Genomic DNA, 24,011 nt, shown 5'->3' with positions numbered 1-24,011 from the left:
TATGCAATCAATCGATATTTACAGCGTAAAGGGCACGGCTGCGCACCAGCACGTCATCCTGTTTGCTGCCACAGAGGAGCAACTGCCCGCCACACTGCAAGATGCCGGGCTGCAACGGGCAAGCGTCGGTGTACTTTATCCACTGGGTGAAGGGCGATTTGGCCTCAACGTCGGCCCCCGTCTGACCCCTGCCGCGCTGCAAGATGCCGGGGCCGTTATCGCCGCCGGGCAAAAAGACTTTGGGCTGCAGCAGTTGCGACTGACGTTGGTGCCGGAACTGACAGCAGACGATGAAACCTGGCGCTGGTTGCTGTTTGGTTTGCGTCTCGGCGCTTACCGCTATCAGCATCATGCCAGCGTAACGCTGGCCGATCCGACGCTGCGGCTGAGCAGCCAAGATGCCGCAACGCAAGCCTTGTGCGATTGGGCAAACCTGCATGCTGAGGGCGTGATCGCCGGCCGCGAGCTGATGAACAAACCCGCCAATATTCTCTACCCTGAAAGCTTCGTGGAGGCCGTCGCGCAATTGCCGTTCAGCCATCTGCATCAGGAGGTGTTAGGGGATGAACAAATGGCCGCGCTAGGCTTTGGCGGTCTGCTGGGCGTTGGCCAGGGCAGTGCCCGGGCATCGCAGTTGCTGATACTCGATCACCATCCAGCCAATGCTCGTCACACCCTGGCGCTGGTCGGCAAAGGCGTGACCTTCGACAGCGGTGGCATCAGTATCAAAGGCGCGGCGCGCATGAGCACCATGAAGTTTGATATGGGCGGTGCAGCCGCGGTCGTGGGCGCAATGCGTATCATCGACGCGCTGCAATTGCCGATCCGTGTCATTGGCCTGTGTGGGCTGGTGGAAAACATGCCCTCTTCACGCGCCCAGCGCCCTGGCGACGTTGTAACCATGCACAACGGCAAATCGGTGGAAATCATTTCGACTGATGCCGAAGGACGCATGGTGTTGGCGGACGTCATCAGTTATGCCCAGCAACGCTTCCAACCGGACTATCTGTTGGATATTGCGACCCTGACCGGTGGTGCAGGCGTAGCGCTAGGCAAGGAATATGCCGCCATGATGGGCAACGACGATGCGTTTCTGGCTCAGGTTACCCAAGCAGGCAACGCTAGCGCAGAACCGGTATGGCCCATGCCACACGGCGGCTGGTATCGCGGTGTGCTGAAATCTGAATTTGCCGATTATCGCCACGGTGGCGAGGATCCGCACGGCAGCCCGTGCGTGGCCGCAACCTTTATCAGCGAATTCGTACAGCCGGGTCAACGCTGGGCGCACCTGGACATCGCCGCCATGTCGACGGATATGCCGCACCGCAAGCTGTACGCCAACGGTGCATCCTCATTCGGCGTGCTATTGCTGGCACGACTCAGTTCCCTGCTTGCCCAAACGGAGCACTGATGGCTTACGTAGAACTGGTTGATATCAACAAACGCTATGACAACGGCTATCAGGCCGCCAGCAACGTCAATCTGCAGGTGGAGAAAGGCGAGTTTGTGGTGCTGCTCGGTCCGTCAGGCTGCGGTAAATCTACCACGCTGCGGATGATTGCCGGGTTGGAAACCCTGTCTTCCGGTGAATTGCTGATCGACGGCGAACGCATGAATGACGTGCTGCCCAAATACCGCGACATCGCCATGGTATTCCAGAGCTATGCGCTGTACCCGCACATGACGGTGTACGAAAACATGGCGTTGTCGTTGAAAATTAAAGGAATGGCTAAAACAGAGATCGCTAGCCAAATTGCGGCCGTTGCCGACATGCTGCATCTGACCGAGTTTCTAAAGGTCAAACCGGGCCAGCTTTCCGGCGGTCAACGCCAGCGTGTGGCGCTGGGGCGTGCCATCGTCCGGCGCCCCAAGGTATTCCTGTTTGATGAGCCGTTGTCCAATCTCGACGCCAAACTGCGTAATCGCATGCGCCAAGAGCTGTCGGCACTGCACAAGGCCATCGGTGCCACCATAATTTATGTCACTCATGACCAGGTTGAAGCCATGACCATGGCCGATAAAGTGGTGATCATGAATCAGGGTAAAGTACAGCAGATTGGCACACCGCTGGACCTCTATCACCGGCCAGTTAACCGCTTTGTCGCCGAGTTTATTGGCTCACCGCAGATGAACTTGTTCGATGTGCAGGTACAGGTTCAGGGGACGCAGATTGTGCTACAAGGCGATTCTGGCTTGCTGCTGCCCGTGAACACCGCCGAATTTCCGGCGCTGGCGACAAAAGCGGGCGAGTGGCTGACGCTGGGTTGCCGACCGGAAGCGTGCAGCATCAGCGCACCGCAGGTGGAACCGCACCTGCGCGGTACGCTGGTGTACAGTGAAAATCTGGGTGCAGAAAGCAATCTGTTTGTTCAGGGTGACAATGGCGCACAATACATCGTGAAGCAACACACTCAGCAGCACTACCCACAGGGTTTGCCGCTGGCGGTGACGCTGGATACCACTGCCCTGCACTTTTTTGACCCAAACAGCGGCGAGCGTCTGGCGCCACACGGGGAAACAGTGTTGCCGGCCGGCATTCTGTGAGACCATACCGCCGCTGCCCCTCTTACCGCAGCGCCCCGTTTTCCGTTGAGTACTTGCGCCATGCCGATTAAAAAAGTCACGTCTCACGATGTCGCCCGCGTAGCCGGCGTTTCACGCACCGTGGTTTCCCGCGCCTTTTCCAATCAAGGCCGGGTATCGCAAAAAAATCGTGAGTTGGTGATGCGTGTGGCCAGCCAGTTGGGCTATGCACCCGATGCGATTGCCCAAAGCCTGCATACCGGTAAAACCGGGTTTGTCGCGGTCGTGGTTAACCACTTTCATGACCTGTCTGATTTGGAGTTTTTCGATCGTTTGGTGGAGCAGTTGCAAAACAGCAACCGGCAGGCGGTGATGATCCGATTGGAAGGCATTGAAGATCCGGCCAACTACCTCAAACAAACCATTTCTTATCATGTTGATTCCGCCGTGGTGTTCGCCGACAACATTAGCGCTCGCACAGCGAAAGATCTGTTCCGCATCGCCACACCGATCATGCTCAATGGGTTAGCCGGTGACACCCTGTGCGATGCGCTCAACGCCGATGAAGCACCCAGCCTGCAACAACTGGCAGCGCTAATGGCGCAAAAAGGCCAACGACATGTGGCGCTCCTTGGTGGGCGCAGCAGCGCCAAAGGCGAACAAGTGCGCCAGCAGACCTTTTTAGCACATGCGGCCACACAGCAACTGCAGATCGTGGCGCAACTCAGCGGCGACTACAGCTATCAAAGCGGTTTCAAACTGGCACCACAGCTGCTGGCAGCGCAACCGGCCCCACAGGCCATCTTCTGCACGGCCGATTCGATGGCGATGGGTGTGATGGATTATATTCGTTTGCATACGCCGCTGCGCATCCCACAGGACGTCGCGGTCTACGGCTTTGACGATATCCCGATGGCCGCCTGGCCAAGCTACCAACTGACCTCGGTGCGCCGGGATATCAGCGCGATGATCGCCGCCATTGTCAGGCTGGTGGAGTTACGCAGCAGCAGCCCGCAGGCCGCACCGCAGCAAGTGACCATTCCCACCGAACTGGTGGTGCGTGCCTCTTGCTGAACGAGCCGCTTTCGGCGGTTCAGGCTGTCGTCATCCCCGTGAAAAGGCTAAACCCGCAGGGATCGAACAGGGTCGACCCGCGTTACCCCATGGATTCTGCTCTTGGGCGCAGCATGCAGCGCCCCACCCCACCTCTTAACCCCCAGAGCACTGTGTCAACGGGTGGTTATGATCTCGGCATCGCGCAATTCTGGTGCCGCCATACCGGTTTGCCACAGCCAGTATTGGATGGGGCCTGGGCAGTTCAGGCTCACCACCTTGTGATTGCCGTGTTTATCGACAGCATGAATCGTCACCCCTTCGGTATAACCGTCCTTCAGGTAGTTCAAATCTTCGATCGCTTCATACACCGCCTGATCCAGCGTCATCCCCATCTTCATGTACAACACGACGGCACGGCTGGTGCCGCAACGGATGGTCATTTCCCCGGTATGCGTGCAAGCACAAGCGCCGTAACGGCTGTCGGCATACGAACCACTGCCGATAATTGGGCTATCCCCCAATCGCCCCGGATATTTCCACGCCCAACCCGAGGTAGACGTGGCTGCGCTCAGTGTTCCCCCGCCATCAAGCGCTAAAAACACCGTGGTGTCACGTACACGTTCGGGATCGGTGGCATTGTTAGACAGCCCGGCCAGCGGAATATTCGGCCAGTCACGTCGCTGTTCTGCGCTCATCGCCTGTTCCAGCTTGTCCCACCATACGCGTTTGGAATCGGCGATCAGGTTATCACCCGCCAGCGCGCCAATTTCGGCAGCAAACCGGGCGGCTCCGGCACCCACCAGAATTTCGTGGTTAAGATCTTCCATCACCCGGTACGCAACCTCCACCGGATGCAGGTAGCCTTGTAACGCCCCCACGGCACCGGTGCGCAAACTGTCACCATCCATTACCGAGGCATCCAGTTCCATCTCACCCAATACGTTCGGCCAGCCACCATAACCAACAGTACGCACACTCGGGTCCAGTTCCACCAACTTGATGCCATCAACAATGGCGCGCAGGCCGTTGTGTCCCTGCTGCAGCCGTTCGGCAGACAGAGCGATACCCGGATGCCCTTCAGAATTTGCAATCACAATCATAAGGTTATGTTTCCTGCACGGCGTTGAGCGCCAAAAGAGATGCACCGGGGCCTCCGGTGATTGCCGCCAATGGAACACGTGTTCCATTAATAACTAAAAAGTATCGTTGCCCCGTTGAAAAGTCAAACTCAGGCGGCGAAAAGCGTGGTGCAACACGTCTTTTCACTGCGTGCTGTACGGACAGCAAACACCTGTCGTTCGACTACACTGTGATCTCGACCGCAAAACGCTTGAGGAGCCAAAATGCCTAAAAAAACTGTAGATCCAAGCCAACCGGCAGCACAGCAGGATATCCGTGCCTTTCTGGACGCGTTGAATGCAGGTGGTGGCAAGCCGATGGAAGAGATGAAACCGAAAGAGGCGCGTAAGGTATTGGAGGGCGCACAACGCAGCGTCGACGTGCCACTTCACGAGGTCGAGATCAACGAGAAGACGATCCATGTCGAGGGGCAGGACATCCTGTTGCACATCGTGCGTCCAGCCAAGGTTAAAGAGGCGCTGCCGGTATTTATGTTCTTCCACGGCGGTGGCTGGGTGCTGGGTGACTTCCCTACCCATGAACGGCTGGTACGCGATTTAGTCTACAGCGCGGGTGCCGCAGCGGTGTTCGTCAACTATACCCCTTCGCCGGAAGCCCATTACCCGACGGCCATCAATCAGGCCTACGCCGCCACTGAATGGGTGGCCGAATACGGCGAAAAAATCAACGTCGATGGCTCCCGCCTGGCCGTGGTCGGCAACAGCGTCGGTGGCAATATGGCGGCGGTGGTCAGCCTGATGGCCAAAGAAAAAGGCACCCCGGCGCTGCGCTGTCAGATCTTGCTGTGGCCCGTGACGCACGCCAACTTTGACACCGAGTCCTATCATCAATTTGCCGAAGGCCACTTCCTGACGCGCAACATGATGAAATGGTTCTGGGACAACTACACCACTGATAAAGCACAGCGTAAGGAAATTTATGCTTCACCGCTCAACGCCACGCTGGCACAGCTAAAAGGCCTGCCGCCGGCGCTGGTCCAGACCGCTGAACTGGACGTACTGCGTGATGAAGGTGAAGCCTATGCCCGGCTACTGAACGCTGCCGGGGTGGAGGTGACCTCTACCCGTTACAATGGGTTGATCCACGATTACGGCCTGCTGAACCCCATCGCCCATGTGCCGGCAGTGCATTCCGCCATCCATCAGGCCGGGCGAGCGTTGAAGCATTATCTGGCCTAGGTTATTCGGCATAATGGCAAGCCACCCTATGTCCCACCGCCACCGTACGTAACGCCGGGGCCAATTCCCGGCATTGTGCGGTCGCCCGCGGGCAACGGGTATGAAAACGGCAGCCGTGCGGCGGTTGTGCAGGGTCAGGCAACTCCCCCTGGGCCATCGCCTGCGGCAGCCGTGAAGGATCCAGACGGGGTACCGCCGCCAGCAACGCCTGGGTATAAGGATGCCGTGGCTGCCGGAATAGGCTATCGCGATCGGCGCTCTCCACAATCTGACCGAGATACATCACCGCCACGTCCTGACACAAATGCTCCACGACGCCAAGATCGTGAGAGATAAACAGGAAGGTCACCCCTTGCTGCTCCTGAAGATCGGAAAACAGGTTGATGATCTGTGCCTGGATAGAAACGTCGAGTGCCGAAATCGGCTCGTCCGCGACGATAAATTCCGGCTGCAGGATCAACGCGCGGGCAATACCGATACGTTGGCGCTGACCACCGGAAAATTCATGCGGAAAACGCCCATACTGTTGCGCCGATAAACCGCAGATCTTCATAGTGTCAATCACCCTGTCACGCAATTCACTTTTATGCGCCAGCCCATGCTCCAACAGGGCTTCACCGATGGCATCGCCAATACGCATCCTCGGGTTTAGCGAACTGTAAGGGTCTTGAAACACCAACTGCATCTTCGGGCGCAGGGCACGCAATCGGCGGGGACTGAGCTTATCCAGCGCCTGCCCGTTGAATAACACTTCACCGGCCGTTTTGTCGTGTAGCCCCAACAACGTACGGCCTACGGTGGTTTTCCCACTGCCCGACTCACCGACCAGGCCGAAAACAGTGCCTTTGCGAATACCAAAGCTGACATCATCCACCGCCCGCAGTTGGCCGGTTGTCTGGCCAAACACCCCTTCACGCAGCGGAAAATGCTTCTTCAAGCCTTTCACTTCCACCAAGAGATCAGACGGCATGAAAACGCCCTCCCGCATTGATAAAACAGGCAGACTGGCGCTGCAAAGTCCCGTACAAAGGCGGAATGCCGTCACGGCAACGTGCACTGGCCTGAGCGCAACGATCGGCAAAGGCACAGTGATCGGGCAGATTGGCGAGATCGGGCACCTGACCGGGGATCGAGTACAGTCTGCGCCGCCGCTGGCCGGCGACCGGCCGTGAAGCCATCAATCCCTGGGTATAGGGATGTTGTGGGTTGGCTAATACCTCCCGCGTGTCCCCCTGCTCGACAATGCGTCCGGCATACATCACGACCAGCCGATCGGCCATCTGGGCAATCACGCCAAGGTCGTGGGTGATCAACATCATGGCCATGTTATTTTTACGGCTCTGCTCACGCAGCAGCGCCAAGATCTGCGCCTGCACGGTGACGTCCAACGCCGTGGTGGGCTCATCGGCAATCAGCAACGCCGGCCGACAGCTGATGGCCATGGCGATCATAACGCGCTGCAACATACCGCCAGAAAGCTGGTGCGGATAACAGGTCATCAACTGTTCTGCACGCGCCAACCCGACCTCGGTAATCAGCGCCGTCGCCTCACGCCAGGCGGTCTTTGGTGCTGTCCCTCGATGGCGGATTAACGGCTCCACCAATTGTTCGCCGATCGTCAATACCGGGTTCAGCGCGCTCATCGGTTCCTGAAATATCATGGCCAGCCGGTTGCCGCGCAAATCACGCATTTGTTGCGGACGCAGTTTGAGCAAGTCCTGCCCATCAAAATGAATTTCACCGCCGTCGATCTGTGCCAGCGGCTGCGGTAACAGCCCCATCAGCGCCATCGCGGTGACGCTTTTGCCGCAACCTGACTCGCCGACGATGCCCAGCGTCTGTCCGGCATGGAGTTCAAAGCTGACTTGCTGTACCGCACGCACCTGCCCTTGTTCGCCATTGAAAGCCACCGACAGTTGATTGAATGCCACCAGTGGTCGACTCATCGTTTCACCCCGTTCATTTTCGGATCGAGTGCGTCCCGCAGGCCGTCACCCAGAATATTAATCGCCACTACGGTGATAAAAATGGCCAACCCCGGCGGCATCCACAGCCAGGGGCGACGCTGGAAATCGATCAGGCTGTTGGCCGCATCCATCATGTTGCCCCACGACGGCGTCGGCGGCACCACGCCCAGCCCCAGGTAACTGAGCGCTGACTCGCTGAGAATGGCGTTGGCGACACCCATGGTCGCCACTACAATCAAAATCGGAATGGTATTCGGCAACAGGTGACCAAACAAACGTCGGCGCGTGGACAGGCCCAAGACTTCTGTCGCCAACATAAAATCACGCTCTCGCAATGATAGGATCTGCCCGCGCACCAACCGCGCCAGGGACGGCCACCCCAGCAGGCTGAGCATGATCATCACCATATAAATGCGGTAGTCCGGCGAAACATCCAGTTCGGACAACATCGCCCCCATGATAATCAGCAATGGCAGGCTGGGAATGGTCATCAACAGATCGGCAAAGCGCATGATCAACTTATCCACCAGTCCCCCCAGATAGCCGGACAGCGCGCCCAGCAGGTAGCCGAGCGTGACTGACAGCAGCATGGAGACCAGACCTATGGTCAGCGAGATGCGGCCTGCCAACAACAGGCGGGTATAAATATCGCGACCGAGAAAATCTGTCCCTAGCCAATGTTCGGCATTAGGCGCGTGGTTAATGTTTAGCGCATCGCCGGCATCATCCTGCCACGGCGAAAACATCGGCCCAAAAACGCAGAGCAGGGTCAAAACCAGCAGCAGCAACAGCGAGGCCATCGCCAATCGGTGGCGACGCAGCCGTTGCCAGGCCTGTGCAACCGGTGGCGGCGACACGTGCGCCAGGGCGGGTAATTGCGCCTGCCGCCAACGACGACGGCGCCCAAAAAACAGCGTTGCCAACATACTCACCTCAAACGAATTCGCGGATCGGCATAGGCGTACAGAATGTCCGCCAGCAGATTGCCCAAAATGGTCAGCACCGCCAGAAAAAGCGTAAAGCCCATCAACACCGGGTAGTCGCGCGCAGCCAGAGAGTCAATGTGAATGTGCCCCGCGCCGGGCCAGTTGAAGATTTTTTCAGTGATCAACGCACCGGAAAACAGCGCGGGCAATTCAAACCCCAGTAGCGTAATGATGGGTAACAGCGCATTGCGCAGCGCATGTTTGACGATCACCGTTTTTTCCTTCAGACCTTTGGCCCGGGCGGTACGGATATAATCCATGCGGATCACGTCCAGCATGCTGGCGCGGAAATAGCGCGTCAGGGTCCCAGCCTGCAACATCACTAATGCCAGCACCGGCAGCAACAGATGTGCCGCCACTTCCCCCACCCAGGCCAATCCGGTCGCGTCACTGCCCGTTCGCAGCATGCCGCCCGCCGGTAACCAGTGCAGATCGACGGCAAACCATTTGATTAACAGCAAACAAAGGAAAAAAGTCGGGAATGACATTGCACCGAACACCGCCACAGTGACCAGATGATCAAACAGCGAATAGGGTTTCATCGCCGACGCCACACCGACCGCCAACGCAATGCCCCAGTAGAGCACCAGTGCCACTGACGCCAGCAGGAATGAGTTCCAGATGTACTGATTCAGCAAGGTGCTGACCGGGATTTGGTACTGTAACGAAAAGCCGAGATCGCCTTGCAGCAGGCGACCAAGCCAATGCAGATAGCGGGTGAACAGCGGCTGATCCAACCCATACAACGCCCGCAGCTCGGCAGCCCGTTCCGCAGTAAGGTTGATGTTGCCGTCAATAAAGTCACCAGGCGTCAGCGCGAAGATGAAGAAAATCAACAGCGAGGCCAGTAACATCATCGGAATGGTTTGCAGCAAACGGCGCAGGATAAAATTTCTCATGGTGTTTTCCATCGCCGCCGCACGGCATCGCGCGGCGGCGCATTGCCGTTACTGAGCCAGTTTGACGTCCGGCAAACTGCCCGTCAGGCCGTTGTAAACGTCCGGCTTAAAACCGCTGACGCGAGCACTGCTGGCGCTGAGCACTTTACGGTTCCCCAGCAGGATCACCGGTGGATCCTCCGCCAATACCTGGTACAGCTTATGGTACAAAGGCTTGCGCTGTTCAATATCCAACGTGGCGTTAGCGTGGCTAATCAGCTGATCCACCTGCGGATTGCTATAGCCGGTTTCACTCATCTGGCTGATGAAATCGCGTACCCCGTCATGCGGGTCATTCAGCCCGCTGGTGCTGAGCGATGCCAGGTCATAATTACCCTCCTTGCGTTGGGCCAACAGCGCATTGAAGTCCAGCACCTGCGGCTTTAATAGCACCCCAATCTGCCGGTAGTTGTCTTTGGCAATGGGTACCAATGCATCGTTAATCAGCTTCTTGGTCACCAACAGCGTCAGTTCCAGCTTTTTGCCGTCTTTCTGACGAATACCGTCTGCACCCGGCACCCAGCCAGCCTGATCCAGCAAGCGTTTCGCTTTGTTGACGTCGTAAGCATAAGGATTGATACCCTGCGGATCATAGGCCCAGGAAACGGGAGAAATAGGCTGGTTAGCCACAGTGCCGTAACCCTGGTACACCACCGTAATCAGTTTCTGACGATCCAGGCCGTAGATCAGCGCCTGACGTACGCGCGCGTCCTGTAACGCCGGGCGCTTAAGGTTAAAATCCACCCGGCTGTAATCGCTTGAGCTGTACAAGTTGATGTTGGCGAAGCCCAAGAGTTTTAACTGCTCAATATCATCTGGCTTGGAGGTGAAGGCGTCATAGTCGGTTTCACCGGTTTGGAACAGCTGGAAGTTGGTCGTCGGGTTGGTTACGCGGTAAATAAAGCGCGCCACCGCCGGCTGACCCAGGTAGAAATGAGGGTTAGCGTGGAAGCGAATCTCCTGCCCTGGAATGTATTTGTCGTAAATATAAGGGCCGTTGCCTAACGGCTTGCCATTCAGTGCGCGAACGCTTTCCAACTTACCGCGCTGATAGTCTTTGCCGTAATACGTCTTCGACAATACCGGCCCGCCAATCAGCTGCAGCGTGGTAGCGCCCGGCTGGGTGGTGGTGATCTGAATCGTCCGATCGTCGATCACGTTCAATCCGCTAATGCTGGGTGCTGTGCCGTTCTTGTATTCGGCGCCACCCTGAATATGCGCCGGGGTAATGTCGGTTTCACCGTCATAGGCCGGGTCATGCAGCAGCGTCAACGTAAAGGCGATGTCTTCGGCTTTGATAGGTGAGCCGTCACTGTTGACCAGATTAGGACGCAGCTTGATGGTATACACCCGGTTATCCGGGCTGACTTGCCAGGACTCAGCCAACCGCGCCACCGGTTTCCCTTCCCTGTCCAGGCCAATTAACCGGGTGAAAATCACGTCAGTGACGTTCTCATCCCAGCCGTTGGTAAACAGATAAGGGTTAAAGTTGCCCTGTGGCTCGAGAATACCCGCCACCACGGTGTCTTTTCGCAGCTTGGCAGCGGCCGGCACCAAACTGGCATCGCTCGCCGGAGTGATCCCCTCGGTTAACGTTTCTGCCTGTGCACTGCATGAAAGACCTATCGCGGTGGCCAGCGCCAACGGCACCAAACGTTTTTGCAACAGCCTGTTTATCTTATTTTTTATTCTGCTCACCCCAGCCCCTTGTCTACCCGTTGATAAAATGTGACAAAATTTATCGCAGAGTAATGGGCGGCCGGAGGGCTGTCTAACAACGAAACCGGCATTCCATTGCCGGAAAAAGCATTATGAATTTTTCTATTGCGAAACCCGATTGCTCAGCGTGGCTCAGTCTGCCGGTTCAAGCTGCCGGATAAGTTTGGCTAAGGTTTTGATCGCTGCCTCGTGCTTGTCGCTCCAGTCAAAAGAAGCGTTCAAGCGGAAGCAATGGTTGAAATGATTGCCGGTAGTGAACATCCTGCCCGGTGCAATACTCACCCCCAGAGCCAGCGCACGCTGGTATAGCTCCATCGACGACAACGCCGGATCCAGCTCCAGCCACAGGAAATACCCCCCGTCGGGTTGGCTGACTTTCACCGTGGACGGGAAATGATGGGCGATAGCTTGACGCATCATACTTTGGCGCTGCGCCAGCAACCGGCGCAAGCGCCGCAGGTGTGTATCGTAACCGCCGTGTAGCAAATAATCGGCGAGCGCCAACTGCGTAGGGACGCTGGTCGATACGGTGCTCATCAACTGCAACCGTTGGATTTGCTGGGCATAGCGCCCCGCCGCTACCCAACCGACACGAAAGCCCGGTGCCAGGCATTTGGAGAACGACGAGCAATGCAGGATCTGCCCGCCACTGTCCAGCGCTTTGGCCGGTTGCGGACGCTCGGCGCTAAAATACAGCTCGCCGTAAACATCATCCTCGATCAACGAAATCTGGCGCTCGCGCAGTACGCTTACCAACCGCTGTTTATTTTCCTCCGGCATGCTGGCGCCCAACGGGTTCTGGAAGTGGGTCATTAACCAACAGGCCTTGATCGGGTACTGCTCTAACGCCTGTTCCAGCGCGTCCAGATCGATTCCGTCCTGCGGATGCGTGGCGATCGCCACCGCCTTCAACCGCAGGCGTTCCAACGCCTGCAATGCGCCATAAAAAGCCGGAGATTCAATCGCCACGTAATCCCCCGGCTGCGTCACCGCCTGAAGACTCAGGCTCAATGACTCCATCGCCCCGGCAGTAATGACTATTTCGTCCGGCGCTACCTGCATACCACTCAGCGCATAACGCTGGGCGATATGCCGCCGTAATGCATCATTGCCGGGCGGCAGGTTAGCCAGTGAACTGTGCGGCGTAAGCTTGCGCGCAACGCTGCTCAACGCCCGCGCCAGTTTAGGTTGAGCAAACAAGGTGGCGTCGGGGAACGCCGAACCGAAAGGAATAATAGCCGGGTCTTTGCACGCCTGCAGCACATCAAAAATAAAGGTGTTGATATCCACCTGTTCACTCAGCAACAGTTTTTCACCGTGCACCGGCTGTGGTAAGGGTTGCGGACGCGCCGCCACGTAATAACCGGACTGCGGCCGTGCGACGATCCACCCCTGACTCTCCAACAGTTGGTAGGACTGCACTACCGTCATCAGACTCAATCCCGCACGTTTACCGCTTTCACGCAGTGAGGGCAGTTTATCCCCCGCCCGCCATACCCGGTTCTGGATCTGTTCACGAATCTGTTGTGCAAGCTGCTCGTATCTGGTCATAGGCCCTAACTGTTATATGAAAAAGTGAAATAACTGTCACTATTATAGTCAATGTACTCCGTGATTAACTTAGCGCCAAGCTTTCCACAGAAAAATTACCGCTATACTGAAGAGGTTATTTTATGTTCAACCCAAGGAGGCGCCATGCTGGGTCTTGATGCACTAGAACTTGCCAGAATACAGTTCGCCTTCACCGTTTCTTTCCATATTATTTTCCCTGCAATCACCATCGGCCTGGCCAGTTATCTGGCGGTGCTGGAAGGTTTGTGGCTGAAAACGCGCAATGAAACCTACCGCGACTTGTATCATTTCTGGTCGAAAATTTTTGCCGTTAACTTCGGCATGGGCGTGGTTTCCGGCCTGGTTATGGCCTACCAATTTGGCACCAACTGGAGTTTCTTCTCCGAGTTCGCCGGCAGTATCACAGGGCCACTGCTGACCTATGAAGTGCTGACCGCCTTCTTCCTGGAAGCGGGTTTTCTGGGCGTCATGCTGTTTGGCTGGAACCGTGTCGGCCCTGGCCTGCACTTTTTCGCCACCTGCATGGTGGCGCTGGGTACACTGATTTCCACGTTCTGGATCCTGGCGTCCAATAGCTGGATGCAGACGCCTCAGGGGCACGAGATCATCAACGGCCAGGTGGTGCCGGTCGACTGGCTGAAAGTGATTTTCAACCCGTCATTCCCATATCGACTGTTGCATATGTCAACCGCTGCCTTCCTGTCTTCGGCGTTCTTCGTTAGCGCCTCCGCCGCCTGGCATTTATTGCGCGGTCGCGACACGCCAGCCATGCGTAAAATGCTGTCGATGGCCATGTGGATGGCACTGATTGTCGCCCCGATACAGGCGATGATCGGCGATGCCCACGGCCTGAATACGCTAAAATACCAGCCGGCAAAAATTGCCGCCATCGAAGGTCACTGGGAAAACCCGCCGGGGGAAGCCACGCCGCTGATCTTGTTCGGTTGGCCGGATATGCAGCGTGAAGAAACCCGCTTCAAGCTGGAAGTTCCCTACCTCGGTAGCCTGATCCTGACCCACAGCCTGACCGAACAGGTCCCGGCGCTGAAATCCTTCCCACCGGAGGACCGCCCTAACTCCACGGTGGTGTTCTGGTCATTCCGCATTATGGTGGCCCTGGGTATGTTGATGATCCTCGCCGGGGTCTGGAGCCTTTGGCTACGCTGGCGTGGCGGGTTATATCAATCGCGCCCGTTCCTCTATTTCGTTCTCTGGATGGGGCCTTCCGGCTTGCTGGCGCTGCTGGCGGGTTGGTTCACGACCGAGATTGGCCGCCAGCCATGGGTCGTTTATGGTCTGCTGCGTACCAAGGATGCCGTTTCTGCGCACGGCGACATGCACATGAGCATCAGCTTATTGGCGTTTATCATCGTTTACTGTTCGGTATTCGGCGTGGGCTATTCCTACATGATGCGGTTGATCCGCAAAGGGCCGCAGCAGCATGAAAGCCATGAAGACGATACCGACGGCCGACCGGCACGACCGCTCTCCGCAGTAAAAGACACCTTGGACGACAGGAGCTGAACATGGGTATTGATCTTCCGTTGATTTGGTTTGTGATCATTGTGTTCAGCACCATGATGTACGTGGTAATGGACGGTTTTGATTTGGGCATCGGCATCCTGTTCCCGTGGGTTAAGGACAGCGGTGACCGCGATGTGATGATGAACACCGTCGCCCCGGTATGGGACGGCAACGAAACCTGGCTGGTCTTGGGCGGCGCGGCACTGTTTGGTGCCTTCCCGCTGGCCTACGCCGTGATCCTCGACGCACTGGCTATTCCGCTCACCCTGATGCTGTTCGGGTTAATCTTTCGCGGTGTGGCCTTTGAGTTTCGCTTTAAAGCCCGGCCAGAAAAGCGCCACATTTGGGACAAGGCATTTATTTGGGGGTCGATCTTTGCCACCTTCAGCCAGGGAGTGGTGGTCGGGGCCATCATTAACGGCTTCCCGGTCAACGGCCGTACCTATGCCGGTGGCGCACTCGACTGGCTGACGCCGTTCGCGCTGTTTTGCGGGCTGGGGCTGGTGGTGACTTATGCGTTACTCGGCTGCACCTGGCTGGTGATGAAAACGGCCGGCGACCTACAGGCGCGTATGTATTGGTTGGCAACGCCGCTGCTGGTGATCCTGCTGCTGGTATTGGCCGTCGTCAGTATCTGGACGCCCATTGCTCACCCGGAAATCGCCACACGCTGGTTCACGTTACCTAACCTGTTTGTGCTGCTGCCAGTGCCTATATTGGTGCTGCTTAGCGCCTGGGGCATCCGGCATGGGGTGAAAAATGCCGCGCATTACTCGCCGTTCTTGCTCACCCTGCTGCTGGTATTTCTGGGACTCAGCGGATTGGGCATCAGCATTTGGCCACTGCTGATCCCACCGTCCATCACCCTGTGGCAAGCCGCCGCGCCACCGCAAAGCCTCGGTTTTATGTTGGTGGGGGCGCTCTTTATTATTCCGATTATTTTGGTTTATACCTTCTGGAGCTACTACGTGTTCCGCGGCAAGGTCAGCCATGAACATGGCTATCACTGATGAGGGAAGAAACTATGCAGGATAAAACCTCACCCGCCCCTTGGTGGAAACGCATCGGCTGGCTGGTCGTGATCTGGAGTGCCAGCGTGCTGGGGCTGTTTGCCGTCGCGTCGATGTTCCGGCTGTTGATGAATGCTGCGGGCATGAGAACGCATTAACCCAGGCGCTGTCTGGCAAGCGTGGGCGGTAAAATGCCCACGCTAATCACTCCCCCGGTTTTCGCCCCATCGCGCTCAGAAAACGCTGTTGCAAATGCAGCAGCTCCCCCAACGCCAACACCCGATAGTCGATCCCAAAACGCGGCGCCACCTCAGCAATAATACGGCTCAAGGCCGGGTAATGCCGGTGACTCCAATGCGGAAACAGGTGGTGTGTCAGATGCAAATTGGCACCGCCCAACCAATAGCCCAACCAACGCGGCCGGGGAAACCAGTCAAACGTCGTGGCGAACACATGATGATACCAGCCGTGCGGTAGCGGCCCCTGCGCCGGCGCCTGATAAAACTTCGCCTTGGCCCAATGGGTACCGATAATCAGCATCACAAACAGCAATGACGAAAGCATCTGGCTCAGCAAATACACCAGCACAAGTTGCCCCACGCCTATCGCTGGCGACAACAGGTAACAGGGTATCGCCAACGCCAGCAGCACATGCGCGGTTTTGCCCATCAAAAACACACTCCAGCCACGGATCCCCCGTTGCGCCATTCGTGCCGCGACCCGGGTTCTTCCCGCCCGATCCAGCCAATCGAACAACCAGATGTAATACGGGAAGGTCATTGCAGCCACCAGCGGCCAGTAAAAACGCTGAGCACGCATAAAAGACCGCCAAGGCTGGAATGGCGTCTGACGCAGTACGCCGTTGGCATCGATATCGGGATCGTAATGCTCTATGTTGTTGTGTGCATGATGAAAAATAACGTGCCGCACCCGCCAGCAATCAGGATCTAATCCCAGTGGAATGCTCACCAGGCAATTCAGCCAGCGATTGGCCCACGGCTGCCTGAAAAATGCGTTATGCGACGCATCATGAACCACGTTTACCGTGAGGAACATTCCAATAAAAATAAAACCGAAGTAACAGGCAAAAAACGCCCAAAAGCTGTGTTGTTGCAGGCTCAGTCCATAACAAAACGCACACAGCGCCAGCAGTAGCAACACCTTGGCCAACATGCCCCTATCCGCAAAACGGTGGTCGCGGTTTTCGGCCAGGTAATGCTGTGCAGCCTGCATCAATGCACGATGCAGGCCAGAGTCATCACGCTGAAAAGCCAGCGGGCGCAACGCGGTCATGGCTGCCCCATCCGGCGTAAGAATTGCTGTTGCTGCGCCAGCAGCTCAGTGTAACCAATGCAGCGATAGTCCATACCATGCTGTGCCGCCAGCTGCGCCACTATGGCCGCCAGCGCCGGATAATGCCGGTGATTCCAACCGGGGAACAGATGATGGGTCAGATGATAATTCAACCCGCCGGTCAGATGCCGTAACGCACGCGGCGAGGTTTCCCAATCGCACGCGGTAGCAAAATTGTGTCGGTACCAGCCGTGCGGCATGCTTTCGCCTTCCGGCACCGCGTAAAACTCAGCCTGCGCCCAATGGGTGCCCAACAACAAAAACACCACCAACAGTGAGGCACACATCTGACTGAGTGCATAAGCCAGCAGAACCCATTGCCAACTGATGCCGTTTTGTTGACACAACACCAGCGGTACGGCCAGCACCAGCAGCAGATGGCCAATCTTGCACAGGATAAACACGGCCCAACCGCCGCGCCCCGGTAAAATATTCTTCTCATGCAAGGGGGTTTTCCCCATGCGATCCGACCAGTCAAAAATCCAGGCGATATAGGGCAGCGAGAGTGCGGCAATCACCGGCCAATACAGATGCTGATAGCGCATGTGTTTACGCCAGCGTTGAAACGGCGTTTGGCGAAAGAAGCCATTTTCCTCGGTATCCAAATCGTAATGTTCAACATTGGCATAAACGTGGTGATACTCCACGTGCCGCACGCGCCAATAATCCGGATCCACCCCCAGCGGCAACGTGACTAACCGCCCTACCAGCCGGTTGGCCCAAGGGCTGCGCAAAAAGGCATTATGCGAAGCATCGTGATTCACATTCACGTTGAGCAACATCCCCATCATCACAAACAGGAAATAACAGCCGAAAAACGCCCACGGCTGTTGCTGCATCAGACTCAGCACATAAAAAGCGCAGCACAGCACCAGCAGCAGTGCCGCTTTGGCCAGCCGCCAGCCGTCGGCATAACGGTGGTCGCCCGCCAAATAGGCGTGCGCAGCCTGTTTGAGCGCACGATGAAACGCCTGTTCGCCATCGGCGGGAAAACGCAGCGGTGGAAGCGTATCAGCCATGCGACACCCCCGCCGGGACCGGCTTTTTCGCCCGGCCCCATCCTAATGCCACGCAAACACCGTGCAGTGCGATAACGGCCATCGCAATTTGCCAATAGCGCTGCGACCACCCGAGATAACCGATGAACAACAGCGGAATACTCAGCGTAATCAGCAACCAGGCAGCAATCGCCCAGCGATGTCCTTCTGTCATGCCACCCAACGCCATTGACCCAAACGCCAGCAGGACCAACAACGCCATTTGCGGCCAGCTCACGTCACTGTAGCCGTAGCCGTACTGGTAAACATAACCAATGACCAGCGTAAACAGCAGCATCGCGCCGCTGAACACGCTCAGCGCTGAGCAACGGAAACGCCCCGTTGCCACTTTAGGCCGCCAGGGCAGGCGTAAGTAACGCAAGAAAGGAAGATTGCTCGCCCAGAACGGATTCGCAGACGGCTTCTCGCCGCTGACGCCGTACACAAAGGGCGTTTCAGGCAGGTTAGGGCAAAAAGTACCGAACAGTTTGTCCCAGAAGATAAAGCTGCCACCAAAATTTTTGTTCGAATAGGCCATGTCTTTAACGTGATGCACCCGATGATGCGCCGGCGTGACCAGGATTTTTTCCAACAGGCCAAGCTTGGGGGTTAGCGCATTATGGTTAAACAGCTGAATGCTGTAGTGCAGGATAGACACCGTGACAAACACTGACAACGGCACCCCCAGCAGCGCCAATAATAAAAAGAACGGGATTGACGTAAGTGACGAATACCAGGAATTTCGCACCCCCAGCGAGAGATTGAAATGCTCCCCCTGGTGATGCACCACATGCACTGCCCACAGTACCCGTAAATAATGGTGCAAGCGGTGCAACCAGTAAAAGCCGAAGTCCCACGCCAGCAGGGCAAACAGCCACATCAGCACCGGTGGCCAGCTATCCAGCAGGCCCAGGCTAAAATGCGCCGCCACGTAGCCATAGCAGGTGATCTCCAGCCCGCGAAACAGCCACAGCATGATATGACCGGAGTTCAAATTGAACACCAGATCGTGCCAGTTCACCTGCCGCCGCTGGGCGTACTGCAACACCAGCGCCTCGCCAATGACGACAAACAGCATGAACACGATTGGCAACGCCAGTTCGCTCATCCTATTTCTCCTTTGACGGCATTTCGCCGTATGCTATGTAGGCGCTGCACCACCCAACCGGCAATAAACGCCAACAGAGCCCCACTGACCAGATCAACCAGCAAATGGCGACGCAATTGCAGAATGGAAAACGCGATCGCCAGTGCCCATAACATGAGCAACGCCGTTCTCACTTTACGCTGCCTATCGCTCAATGCCCACACGGCCAGCACCGTTAGCGTCATGTGAAGCGAGGGCAGGCAATTTTGCAGTGAATCGACCTGGGTCAAGGCCGCCAGCAGTTGCGAACTTATTCCGTCGCCCTTGTCTTTCGGATACACCAACGTGGTTGGCCACAACAGGTATACCGCTCCTGCGCCCACGGCGGCCAATTGCATCGCCGCTCTCAGCCATTTGACCCGCTGAATCGGCGCCAACAGATAGCCGAGCGGGACAATGATAAAGAAGGACAGGTACAACCAAATGGCTGACGGGCTAAACGGGATCCAGCGGTCAATTGCCGATGGCGGGAGCAGGGTGCCGGTTCCTTGTAGACGGTCGGTTAAAGTATAAACGACGCCCACACATCCCCAGCCCAGCAACATTTGCCACAGCCGGTACACCACCGTCTTCATCATGCACCCGCCCGGCGGATAATCCGCCTTCTCTTACGATCAAACTGCGGCATCACCGCCTGTACCGTCCGTTGCCACTCCAGATTGGCGATGGCAATGCCCTGCTGTTCAAACAATGCGGCCAGCTGCGTCTGACAGTGTGCCAACTCAGCCTCGCTACAGTCGGCGATCAGGTGCAATTGCTTCTCACCCTCTTGGATCAGCCGATAATCGCTGGTCAGCGGCAACGCATTGGCAATCACGCGGCTGCACACGTCGGCAAACACCACCTGCGGCTGTTCAAACTGGTTGGGCAACACCAGTTGATCGTCACGCCGCCCTTCGATACGCGCAATCGCCATTGAAGGCTGCCCACAAGGACAAGGCTCTGTCTGTTTGACCAACACGTCATCCAGCCGGTAGCGAACAATGGGCTGGGTGCTACGGGTAAAGTCCGTGATCAACGGTGTAAAACGCTGCGCATCGATCCACTGCGGTTCAATATGCAAGAATTCTTCATTCAGATGCAGAGTGCCGTGCGAACACGTGGCGGCCAGGAAGCCCTCAGTGGCCTGATACACCTCCCCCACCACGGGAAAGACCTGCGCAAGCAGACGTCGGTCTTGTTCTTCCAACACCTCCGCCACCGAAATCACCTTCTTGACCTCAAGACGAATCTGTTTGGCTAACACCGCCAGCGCCAATGCGTGCAGTACCTGCGCCGGTGCGACAATGATGGTCGGTGCTTGCTGCTCCAGCCGAGACAGCTGTGGAGTAAAAGGCGCAAAGAGATCGTAAAACGCCAGGCTCAGCCAACGATTGTTCACGCTGTGATACAGGTTGTTGTCCGCCCGCAGAAACAGCGCAACGCGCTCACCGGCAAACAGACCGTCCGGCAGCATTTTCGCCAGCATGCCTCCGGCCCAAACCTGCTGTTCACTCGGGCTGACGACAAAAATGCCACGCTGCCCTGATGTTCCCGACGACAGACCGACGCTGTATTTCCCGATTTTCGGCGTAAAATCCCGCTCGGCTTCGCTGCGCTGCGCGCAGGCCAACAGCGCATCGCGTTGCAACCCGGCCGTGTTCATTTGATCGAACTGCGCCATCATCAACGCCTTGTCCATCTGCGGCCAGGTGGCTATCGCTTGCCGGTTGAAGCGCCTAAAGTACGGGCTTTTGCTCAAGACGCGCCGAGCGAATCGTTTTAACTGCCTGTTCTGGTATGCCACCAAAGACTGGCGATCGGAAAAGGCTAAACGGCGCGCCCGAAAGTAGTGCCACAGTGTCATTAACGGGATCATAAGTCGCCCTCATGGCACAGCAGGATCTCGGCATTGCCACTCGCCCACAGCTGGTTCAGCCGCTCCAGCGTGCGGTAATAGGCGTTGGCATCCTCCATCACCAGGTTGGCCAACCGTGAAGGCCCGCGCAACTGCTGATAGCTTAACGGAGACCAGGCGGCGTCGCTGGCGAGCAACGTCCAGCCGTTATCGGTGAGGATAAACGCACCGATATGGCCGGCAGCGTGTCCCGGCAGATCTACCAGCACGATGTGCCCTTCGCTGCCCGGTAACGCATAGCCGCGATCGAAGGGGGCCAGCAGCGCTGGCAGACTGACCTGAGGAAAACTTTCGATAAACGCCAGGTTTGTCTCAAAGCTTTCTGGTATCAGGCCAGGGATAAAGGCGCGTTTTAATGCGGCAAAGCCGCGCAGCTCACGGGTTTTCCGCCAACCGTCACCGGAACAGATAAAGTCGAGGTGTGCAAAATCACGCAGCCCGGCGACGTGATCGGCATGAAAATGTGAAACGATTAACGCCTGAATATCATTGGCATCATAGCCAGCGGCGCGCAATTGTTGCGCCAAGGATGCGTTGGCGTCGAAATACACCGGCGTCATCTGCCGGTAGATACGGAAAATGCCGGACTCTGTCTGCTGCTGGAAATAATGTGCATAGCCGGTGTCCCACAGCCAACGGCGTTCTCCCACTTCCAGCAGGTAAGCGCGCGCCGGGAATTTGCACACCCGGAACCCGGCGCCACGCAGCGCCATACAACCGATGTGGGTACAGTACCCCACTTCAAACACCGTCACCTTAGCCATAGGTCACGCCTCCCTGCTGTTTAAGCCACTCAGCGGTCAGGCGGATCCCTTCCTGCATCGAATAACGGGGTAAATAGCCCAGTTCTTCGATGGCGCGGGTCGGGCTAAGCGTCATATCGAAATACACCGCTGCCACGCTATAACGCGTGAGCAAGGGCTCTTTGCCGGTAAAGCGGGCCAGCAGCTCCAGCCCCCCAGCCAGCACACTCAGCAAGGGATACGGCACAGACTGTAGCCGATAATCTACCCCCATCTGCTGACGCAACAACGCATCCAGCATATCCGCCAGCCGCTGCGGTTGGTGGTTTGTGATGTTGTAAACCGCACCGGATGGCAAACGGGGCTGGCGGCTCGCCAGATCCATCGCATGCACCACGTTGAGTACAAAGGTCAGATCCAGCCGTGCTTTCCCTCCGCCGGGCAAGCGCAGTACACCGCGGTCGCGATCTAGCTGTTGCAGCAGACGTGGCACAATCACTCGGTCGTGTGGGCCGAATAAACCTCTCGGGCGCAGAATAACGTAGGTCGTTTGCGGGTAGCGCGGCACGGCCCCCAGTAACCGCTGTTCCGCGGCATATTTACTGGCCGCGTAATGATTGGCGAAGCGTCGCGCACGGTATCCTTCCTCAACATCTTGATGAGGTTTGAAATCGAAATAAATTGCCGGCGTAGAAATATGAATAAAGCGCTGCACGCCGCACGCCCCTGCCGCCTCAGCCAGCTTTTCTGTGGCAACCACATTGGCCTGATAAAACTCGGCCTTGCTGCCCCAAGGGGAGGACTTTGCCGCACAGTGCCATACCCAATCGCAACCCGCCATCAGTTGCCGGCACTGTTCCGCCGTGGCCTGCGTTAAATCCAACGGACTAAACTCGGCCCCCAACTGCCTGAGCTCGTCGCCGGCTTGCTTATCGCGCCCGGTAGCACGCACCTGATAGCCTGCGTCCAGCAACCCCTGTGCGGCATTGCGGCCCAGCCCACTGGTGGCTCCCGTGACCAACACCTTCACGGCAGCAGTACCATGCCAGCCAGGGATAACCCGGCGGCGGTGCCAATGAGCATCACCGGCTTCCCAGGGTTAAAGCGTCCGTTGGTCACCGCGGCATGCAGAGCCGTGGGAATAGACGCGGCCACCTGATTGCCGTGATAGCGGTAAATGTCCACCAGCACCTCGCTGGACACATGCAGCCGCTTACGCATATGTTCAAGTGACAGATGACTGGCCTGATGCGGCACAACCGTGGCGATCTGCGCCAACGTCAGGCCGCTGGCGGCCAGCAGACGAGCAAGGTAGTCTTCGATCAACGCCGAGGCCTGACGGAACAGCTGTTTACCTTGCATATGAAACAGGAAGTCGCTGCTGGTCATACCCGCCCGTGGATTACGGCGGGTGCCCCCGGCGCGGATCTCACACAGTTCACTGCCTTCGGGGTAAGTTTCCACCAGGCTTGCCAGAATGCCACTGGTTCCCTCACCCCGCTCAACAATGGCACAAGCCGCGCCATCGCCAAAAATCAGCGAGGACTCTTCATGATCCCAGTCGATGCCGCGCGAGGCCAAATCTGCCGAGATAATCGCAATACGTTTATAGGTGCCGGTATTGAGCAAACCGGCAGCCACTTGCATAGCAGAGATAAAACTGACGCAGCTGCTGTTAATGTCAAAGCCTGCCGTACCGGGTGCCAAACCGGCGATTTTGAGAATGTGCGCCGCAGTACAAGGCAGCGCCTGCACCGAGATCGCAGACGCGGAAATCAATAAGTCGATGGATTGCGCGTCGATATCGCAACGGGCCAAGGCATCCTGTAACGCAGCCACCGCCAGTTCAGCCTGACTCGCATCATCAGCCGCGTGATAACGATGAACGATGCCGGAGCGTTTTTCGACGTAACCGGCAGGCTTACGCAACAACCTGTCCAGTGTGGAGGATTCGACGCGATTAGGCGGTAATGCCGCCCCGGTAGCGATGACCTTCAGAGGCAGCAACGCAGGTGACGAAAATGCGTGTATTGTCATTATTGTTATTGATTAACCTGAATATCCATAAAGCGATCTCCCGGCGCTACGCTACTGGCAGCGACGAGTCATCCCCGGTTTTAAATCCCAAAATGCCCGCATACAGGGGCTATTGATTGTTTTTATAGCTTACGAATAGCCGACATCCATCGACAGTAAGTGTCACCATACTGAGATAGTAAGT

At 57.0% G+C, this 24,011-nt stretch carries 22 protein-coding genes; 7 read left to right on the top strand and 15 right to left on the bottom strand.

Annotation, left to right across the window (positions count from 1 at the left end):
* The first annotated feature begins 1 nt into the window (after position 1).
* From AC2FCQ_RS00740 to AC2FCQ_RS00730, 3 genes are read left to right on the top strand one after another with little or no spacing between them, the layout of a single operon-like run.
* A complete protein-coding gene (locus tag AC2FCQ_RS00740; RefSeq protein WP_490308185.1) occupies positions 2 to 1,411 on the top strand; it encodes a leucyl aminopeptidase family protein in 1,410 nt (469 codons plus the stop codon).
* Positions 1,411 to 2,544: an ABC transporter ATP-binding protein gene (locus AC2FCQ_RS00735; RefSeq protein ID WP_490308184.1), complete on the top strand. Its 1,134-nt coding sequence runs from the start codon at positions 1,411 to 1,413 to the stop codon at positions 2,542 to 2,544. The genes AC2FCQ_RS00740 and AC2FCQ_RS00735 overlap by 1 nt, the downstream gene beginning before the upstream one ends.
* Positions 2,545 to 2,604: 60 nt before the next feature.
* Entirely contained in the window at positions 2,605 to 3,597 is a 993-nt protein-coding gene (locus AC2FCQ_RS00730) for a LacI family DNA-binding transcriptional regulator (protein WP_490308183.1), read from the top strand.
* 155 nt (positions 3,598 to 3,752) lie between these two features.
* Here AC2FCQ_RS00730 and AC2FCQ_RS00725 read toward each other — a convergent pair whose 3' ends face one another.
* Positions 3,753 to 4,679 (bottom strand): glycosylasparaginase, encoded by a 927-nt coding sequence (locus tag AC2FCQ_RS00725; RefSeq protein WP_209635325.1) that lies wholly within the window; start codon positions 4,677 to 4,679, stop codon positions 3,753 to 3,755.
* A 243-nt stretch (positions 4,680 to 4,922) separates the two neighbouring features.
* On the opposite strand from AC2FCQ_RS00725, the gene AC2FCQ_RS00720 reads away from it, so the two are divergent.
* Positions 4,923 to 5,897 (top strand): alpha/beta hydrolase, encoded by a 975-nt coding sequence (locus tag AC2FCQ_RS00720; protein WP_490308182.1) that lies wholly within the window; start codon positions 4,923 to 4,925, stop codon positions 5,895 to 5,897.
* Position 5,898: 1 nt separating this feature from the next.
* Here the strand turns inward: AC2FCQ_RS00720 and AC2FCQ_RS00715 are convergent, their stop codons facing one another.
* The 6 genes from AC2FCQ_RS00715 to AC2FCQ_RS00690 form a co-directional block, all read right to left on the bottom strand.
* Positions 5,899 to 6,867: an ABC transporter ATP-binding protein gene (locus AC2FCQ_RS00715; protein ID WP_490308181.1), complete on the bottom strand. Its 969-nt coding sequence runs from the start codon at positions 6,865 to 6,867 to the stop codon at positions 5,899 to 5,901.
* Complete coding sequence (locus tag AC2FCQ_RS00710; protein ID WP_404759398.1) at positions 6,857 to 7,843, bottom strand: ABC transporter ATP-binding protein; 987 nt, start codon at positions 7,841 to 7,843, stop codon at positions 6,857 to 6,859. The genes AC2FCQ_RS00715 and AC2FCQ_RS00710 overlap by 11 nt, the downstream gene beginning before the upstream one ends.
* Positions 7,840 to 8,790, bottom strand: coding sequence for an oligopeptide ABC transporter permease (opp4C, locus tag AC2FCQ_RS00705; protein ID WP_490308180.1), 951 nt, complete (start codon positions 8,788 to 8,790; stop codon positions 7,840 to 7,842). Before opp4C ends, AC2FCQ_RS00710 begins: the two co-directional genes overlap by 4 nt.
* A 2-nt stretch (positions 8,791 to 8,792) precedes the next feature.
* Complete coding sequence (locus tag AC2FCQ_RS00700; protein ID WP_209635335.1) at positions 8,793 to 9,749, bottom strand: ABC transporter permease; 957 nt, start codon at positions 9,747 to 9,749, stop codon at positions 8,793 to 8,795.
* Between the two features lie 48 nt (positions 9,750 to 9,797).
* The gene (locus AC2FCQ_RS00695) at positions 9,798 to 11,486 is read right to left on the bottom strand and encodes an ABC transporter substrate-binding protein (RefSeq protein WP_490308179.1); all 1,689 of its coding nucleotides are present in this window, start codon (positions 11,484 to 11,486) and stop codon (positions 9,798 to 9,800) included.
* A gap of 153 nt (positions 11,487 to 11,639) precedes the next feature.
* Positions 11,640 to 13,058: an aminotransferase-like domain-containing protein gene (locus AC2FCQ_RS00690; RefSeq protein ID WP_209635339.1), complete on the bottom strand. Its 1,419-nt coding sequence runs from the start codon at positions 13,056 to 13,058 to the stop codon at positions 11,640 to 11,642.
* A 144-nt stretch (positions 13,059 to 13,202) separates the two neighbouring features.
* On the opposite strand from AC2FCQ_RS00690, the gene AC2FCQ_RS00685 reads away from it, so the two are divergent.
* The 3 genes from AC2FCQ_RS00685 to AC2FCQ_RS00675 are packed head-to-tail and all read left to right on the top strand — an operon-like array spanning position 13,203 to position 15,771.
* Complete coding sequence (locus AC2FCQ_RS00685; RefSeq protein ID WP_490308178.1) at positions 13,203 to 14,603, top strand: cytochrome ubiquinol oxidase subunit I; 1,401 nt, start codon at positions 13,203 to 13,205, stop codon at positions 14,601 to 14,603.
* Between the two features lie 2 nt (positions 14,604 to 14,605).
* Positions 14,606 to 15,613, top strand: coding sequence for a cytochrome d ubiquinol oxidase subunit II (gene cydB, locus AC2FCQ_RS00680; RefSeq protein WP_265553749.1), 1,008 nt, complete (start codon positions 14,606 to 14,608; stop codon positions 15,611 to 15,613).
* Between the two features lie 14 nt (positions 15,614 to 15,627).
* Positions 15,628 to 15,771, top strand: coding sequence for a DUF2474 domain-containing protein (locus AC2FCQ_RS00675; protein ID WP_209635345.1), 144 nt, complete (start codon positions 15,628 to 15,630; stop codon positions 15,769 to 15,771).
* A gap of 46 nt (positions 15,772 to 15,817) precedes the next feature.
* Here the strand turns inward: AC2FCQ_RS00675 and AC2FCQ_RS00670 are convergent, their stop codons facing one another.
* Genes AC2FCQ_RS00670 through AC2FCQ_RS00635 form a run of 8 tightly spaced genes read right to left on the bottom strand, consistent with a single transcriptional unit; the run spans position 15,818 to position 23,827 of the window.
* Positions 15,818 to 16,906 carry a fatty acid desaturase family protein gene (locus AC2FCQ_RS00670; RefSeq protein ID WP_490308177.1) on the bottom strand — a complete coding sequence of 363 codons (1,089 nt, stop codon included), beginning with the start codon at positions 16,904 to 16,906 and terminating at the stop codon, positions 15,818 to 15,820.
* Positions 16,903 to 17,985: a fatty acid desaturase family protein gene (locus AC2FCQ_RS00665; protein ID WP_490308176.1), complete on the bottom strand. Its 1,083-nt coding sequence runs from the start codon at positions 17,983 to 17,985 to the stop codon at positions 16,903 to 16,905. Before AC2FCQ_RS00665 ends, AC2FCQ_RS00670 begins: the two co-directional genes overlap by 4 nt.
* Complete coding sequence (locus AC2FCQ_RS00660) at positions 17,978 to 19,111, bottom strand: sterol desaturase family protein (protein ID WP_265553755.1); 1,134 nt, start codon at positions 19,109 to 19,111, stop codon at positions 17,978 to 17,980. The genes AC2FCQ_RS00665 and AC2FCQ_RS00660 overlap by 8 nt, the downstream gene beginning before the upstream one ends.
* Positions 19,108 to 19,725, bottom strand: coding sequence for a phosphatase PAP2 family protein (locus tag AC2FCQ_RS00655; protein WP_490308231.1), 618 nt, complete (start codon positions 19,723 to 19,725; stop codon positions 19,108 to 19,110). Before AC2FCQ_RS00655 ends, AC2FCQ_RS00660 begins: the two co-directional genes overlap by 4 nt.
* Positions 19,725 to 21,008 (bottom strand): F390 synthetase-related protein, encoded by a 1,284-nt coding sequence (locus AC2FCQ_RS00650; protein WP_490308175.1) that lies wholly within the window; start codon positions 21,006 to 21,008, stop codon positions 19,725 to 19,727. The genes AC2FCQ_RS00655 and AC2FCQ_RS00650 overlap by 1 nt, the downstream gene beginning before the upstream one ends.
* A complete protein-coding gene (locus tag AC2FCQ_RS00645; protein ID WP_404759389.1) occupies positions 21,005 to 21,811 on the bottom strand; it encodes an MBL fold metallo-hydrolase in 807 nt (268 codons plus the stop codon). Before AC2FCQ_RS00645 ends, AC2FCQ_RS00650 begins: the two co-directional genes overlap by 4 nt.
* Positions 21,804 to 22,820 carry an NAD-dependent epimerase/dehydratase family protein gene (locus tag AC2FCQ_RS00640; RefSeq protein ID WP_490308174.1) on the bottom strand — a complete coding sequence of 339 codons (1,017 nt, stop codon included), beginning with the start codon at positions 22,818 to 22,820 and terminating at the stop codon, positions 21,804 to 21,806. Before AC2FCQ_RS00640 ends, AC2FCQ_RS00645 begins: the two co-directional genes overlap by 8 nt.
* Positions 22,817 to 23,827, bottom strand: a complete 1,011-nt coding sequence (locus tag AC2FCQ_RS00635) for a 3-oxoacyl-[acyl-carrier-protein] synthase III C-terminal domain-containing protein (protein ID WP_490308173.1) — start codon at positions 23,825 to 23,827, stop codon at positions 22,817 to 22,819. Before AC2FCQ_RS00635 ends, AC2FCQ_RS00640 begins: the two co-directional genes overlap by 4 nt.
* Positions 23,828 to 24,011: the final 184 nt, after the last annotated feature.

It is taken from the genome of Serratia sp. CoH_134_PS_4 (genome assembly GCF_058190535.1).
The sequence above is the reverse complement of the archived record's forward strand: the minus strand, read 5'-3'. Positions and strand labels throughout refer to the sequence as shown.

Coding starts and splice junctions, on each gene's coding strand:
- AC2FCQ_RS00700 (WP_209635335.1), bottom strand. CDS start 9,749: ATGAGAAATTTTATCCTGCGCCGTTTGCTGCAAACCATTCCGATGATG.
- opp4C (WP_490308180.1), bottom strand. CDS start 8,790: ATGTTGGCAACGCTGTTTTTTGGGCGCCGTCGTCGTTGGCGGCAGGCG.
- AC2FCQ_RS00740 (WP_490308185.1), top strand. CDS start 2: ATGCAATCAATCGATATTTACAGCGTAAAGGGCACGGCTGCGCACCAG.
- AC2FCQ_RS00730 (WP_490308183.1), top strand. CDS start 2,605: ATGCCGATTAAAAAAGTCACGTCTCACGATGTCGCCCGCGTAGCCGGC.
- AC2FCQ_RS00675 (WP_209635345.1), top strand. CDS start 15,628: ATGCAGGATAAAACCTCACCCGCCCCTTGGTGGAAACGCATCGGCTGG.
- AC2FCQ_RS00735 (WP_490308184.1), top strand. CDS start 1,411: ATGGCTTACGTAGAACTGGTTGATATCAACAAACGCTATGACAACGGC.
- AC2FCQ_RS00715 (WP_490308181.1), bottom strand. CDS start 6,867: ATGCCGTCTGATCTCTTGGTGGAAGTGAAAGGCTTGAAGAAGCATTTT.
- AC2FCQ_RS00670 (WP_490308177.1), bottom strand. CDS start 16,906: ATGACCGCGTTGCGCCCGCTGGCTTTTCAGCGTGATGACTCTGGCCTG.
- AC2FCQ_RS00665 (WP_490308176.1), bottom strand. CDS start 17,985: ATGGCTGATACGCTTCCACCGCTGCGTTTTCCCGCCGATGGCGAACAG.
- AC2FCQ_RS00650 (WP_490308175.1), bottom strand. CDS start 21,008: ATGATCCCGTTAATGACACTGTGGCACTACTTTCGGGCGCGCCGTTTA.
- AC2FCQ_RS00710 (WP_404759398.1), bottom strand. CDS start 7,843: ATGAGTCGACCACTGGTGGCATTCAATCAACTGTCGGTGGCTTTCAAT.
- AC2FCQ_RS00645 (WP_404759389.1), bottom strand. CDS start 21,811: ATGGCTAAGGTGACGGTGTTTGAAGTGGGGTACTGTACCCACATCGGT.
- cydB (WP_265553749.1), top strand. CDS start 14,606: ATGGGTATTGATCTTCCGTTGATTTGGTTTGTGATCATTGTGTTCAGC.
- AC2FCQ_RS00635 (WP_490308173.1), bottom strand. CDS start 23,827: ATGACAATACACGCATTTTCGTCACCTGCGTTGCTGCCTCTGAAGGTC.
- AC2FCQ_RS00720 (WP_490308182.1), top strand. CDS start 4,923: ATGCCTAAAAAAACTGTAGATCCAAGCCAACCGGCAGCACAGCAGGAT.
- AC2FCQ_RS00685 (WP_490308178.1), top strand. CDS start 13,203: ATGCTGGGTCTTGATGCACTAGAACTTGCCAGAATACAGTTCGCCTTC.
- AC2FCQ_RS00655 (WP_490308231.1), bottom strand. CDS start 19,725: ATGAAGACGGTGGTGTACCGGCTGTGGCAAATGTTGCTGGGCTGGGGA.
- AC2FCQ_RS00660 (WP_265553755.1), bottom strand. CDS start 19,111: ATGAGCGAACTGGCGTTGCCAATCGTGTTCATGCTGTTTGTCGTCATT.
- AC2FCQ_RS00725 (WP_209635325.1), bottom strand. CDS start 4,679: ATGATTGTGATTGCAAATTCTGAAGGGCATCCGGGTATCGCTCTGTCT.
- AC2FCQ_RS00690 (WP_209635339.1), bottom strand. CDS start 13,058: ATGACCAGATACGAGCAGCTTGCACAACAGATTCGTGAACAGATCCAG.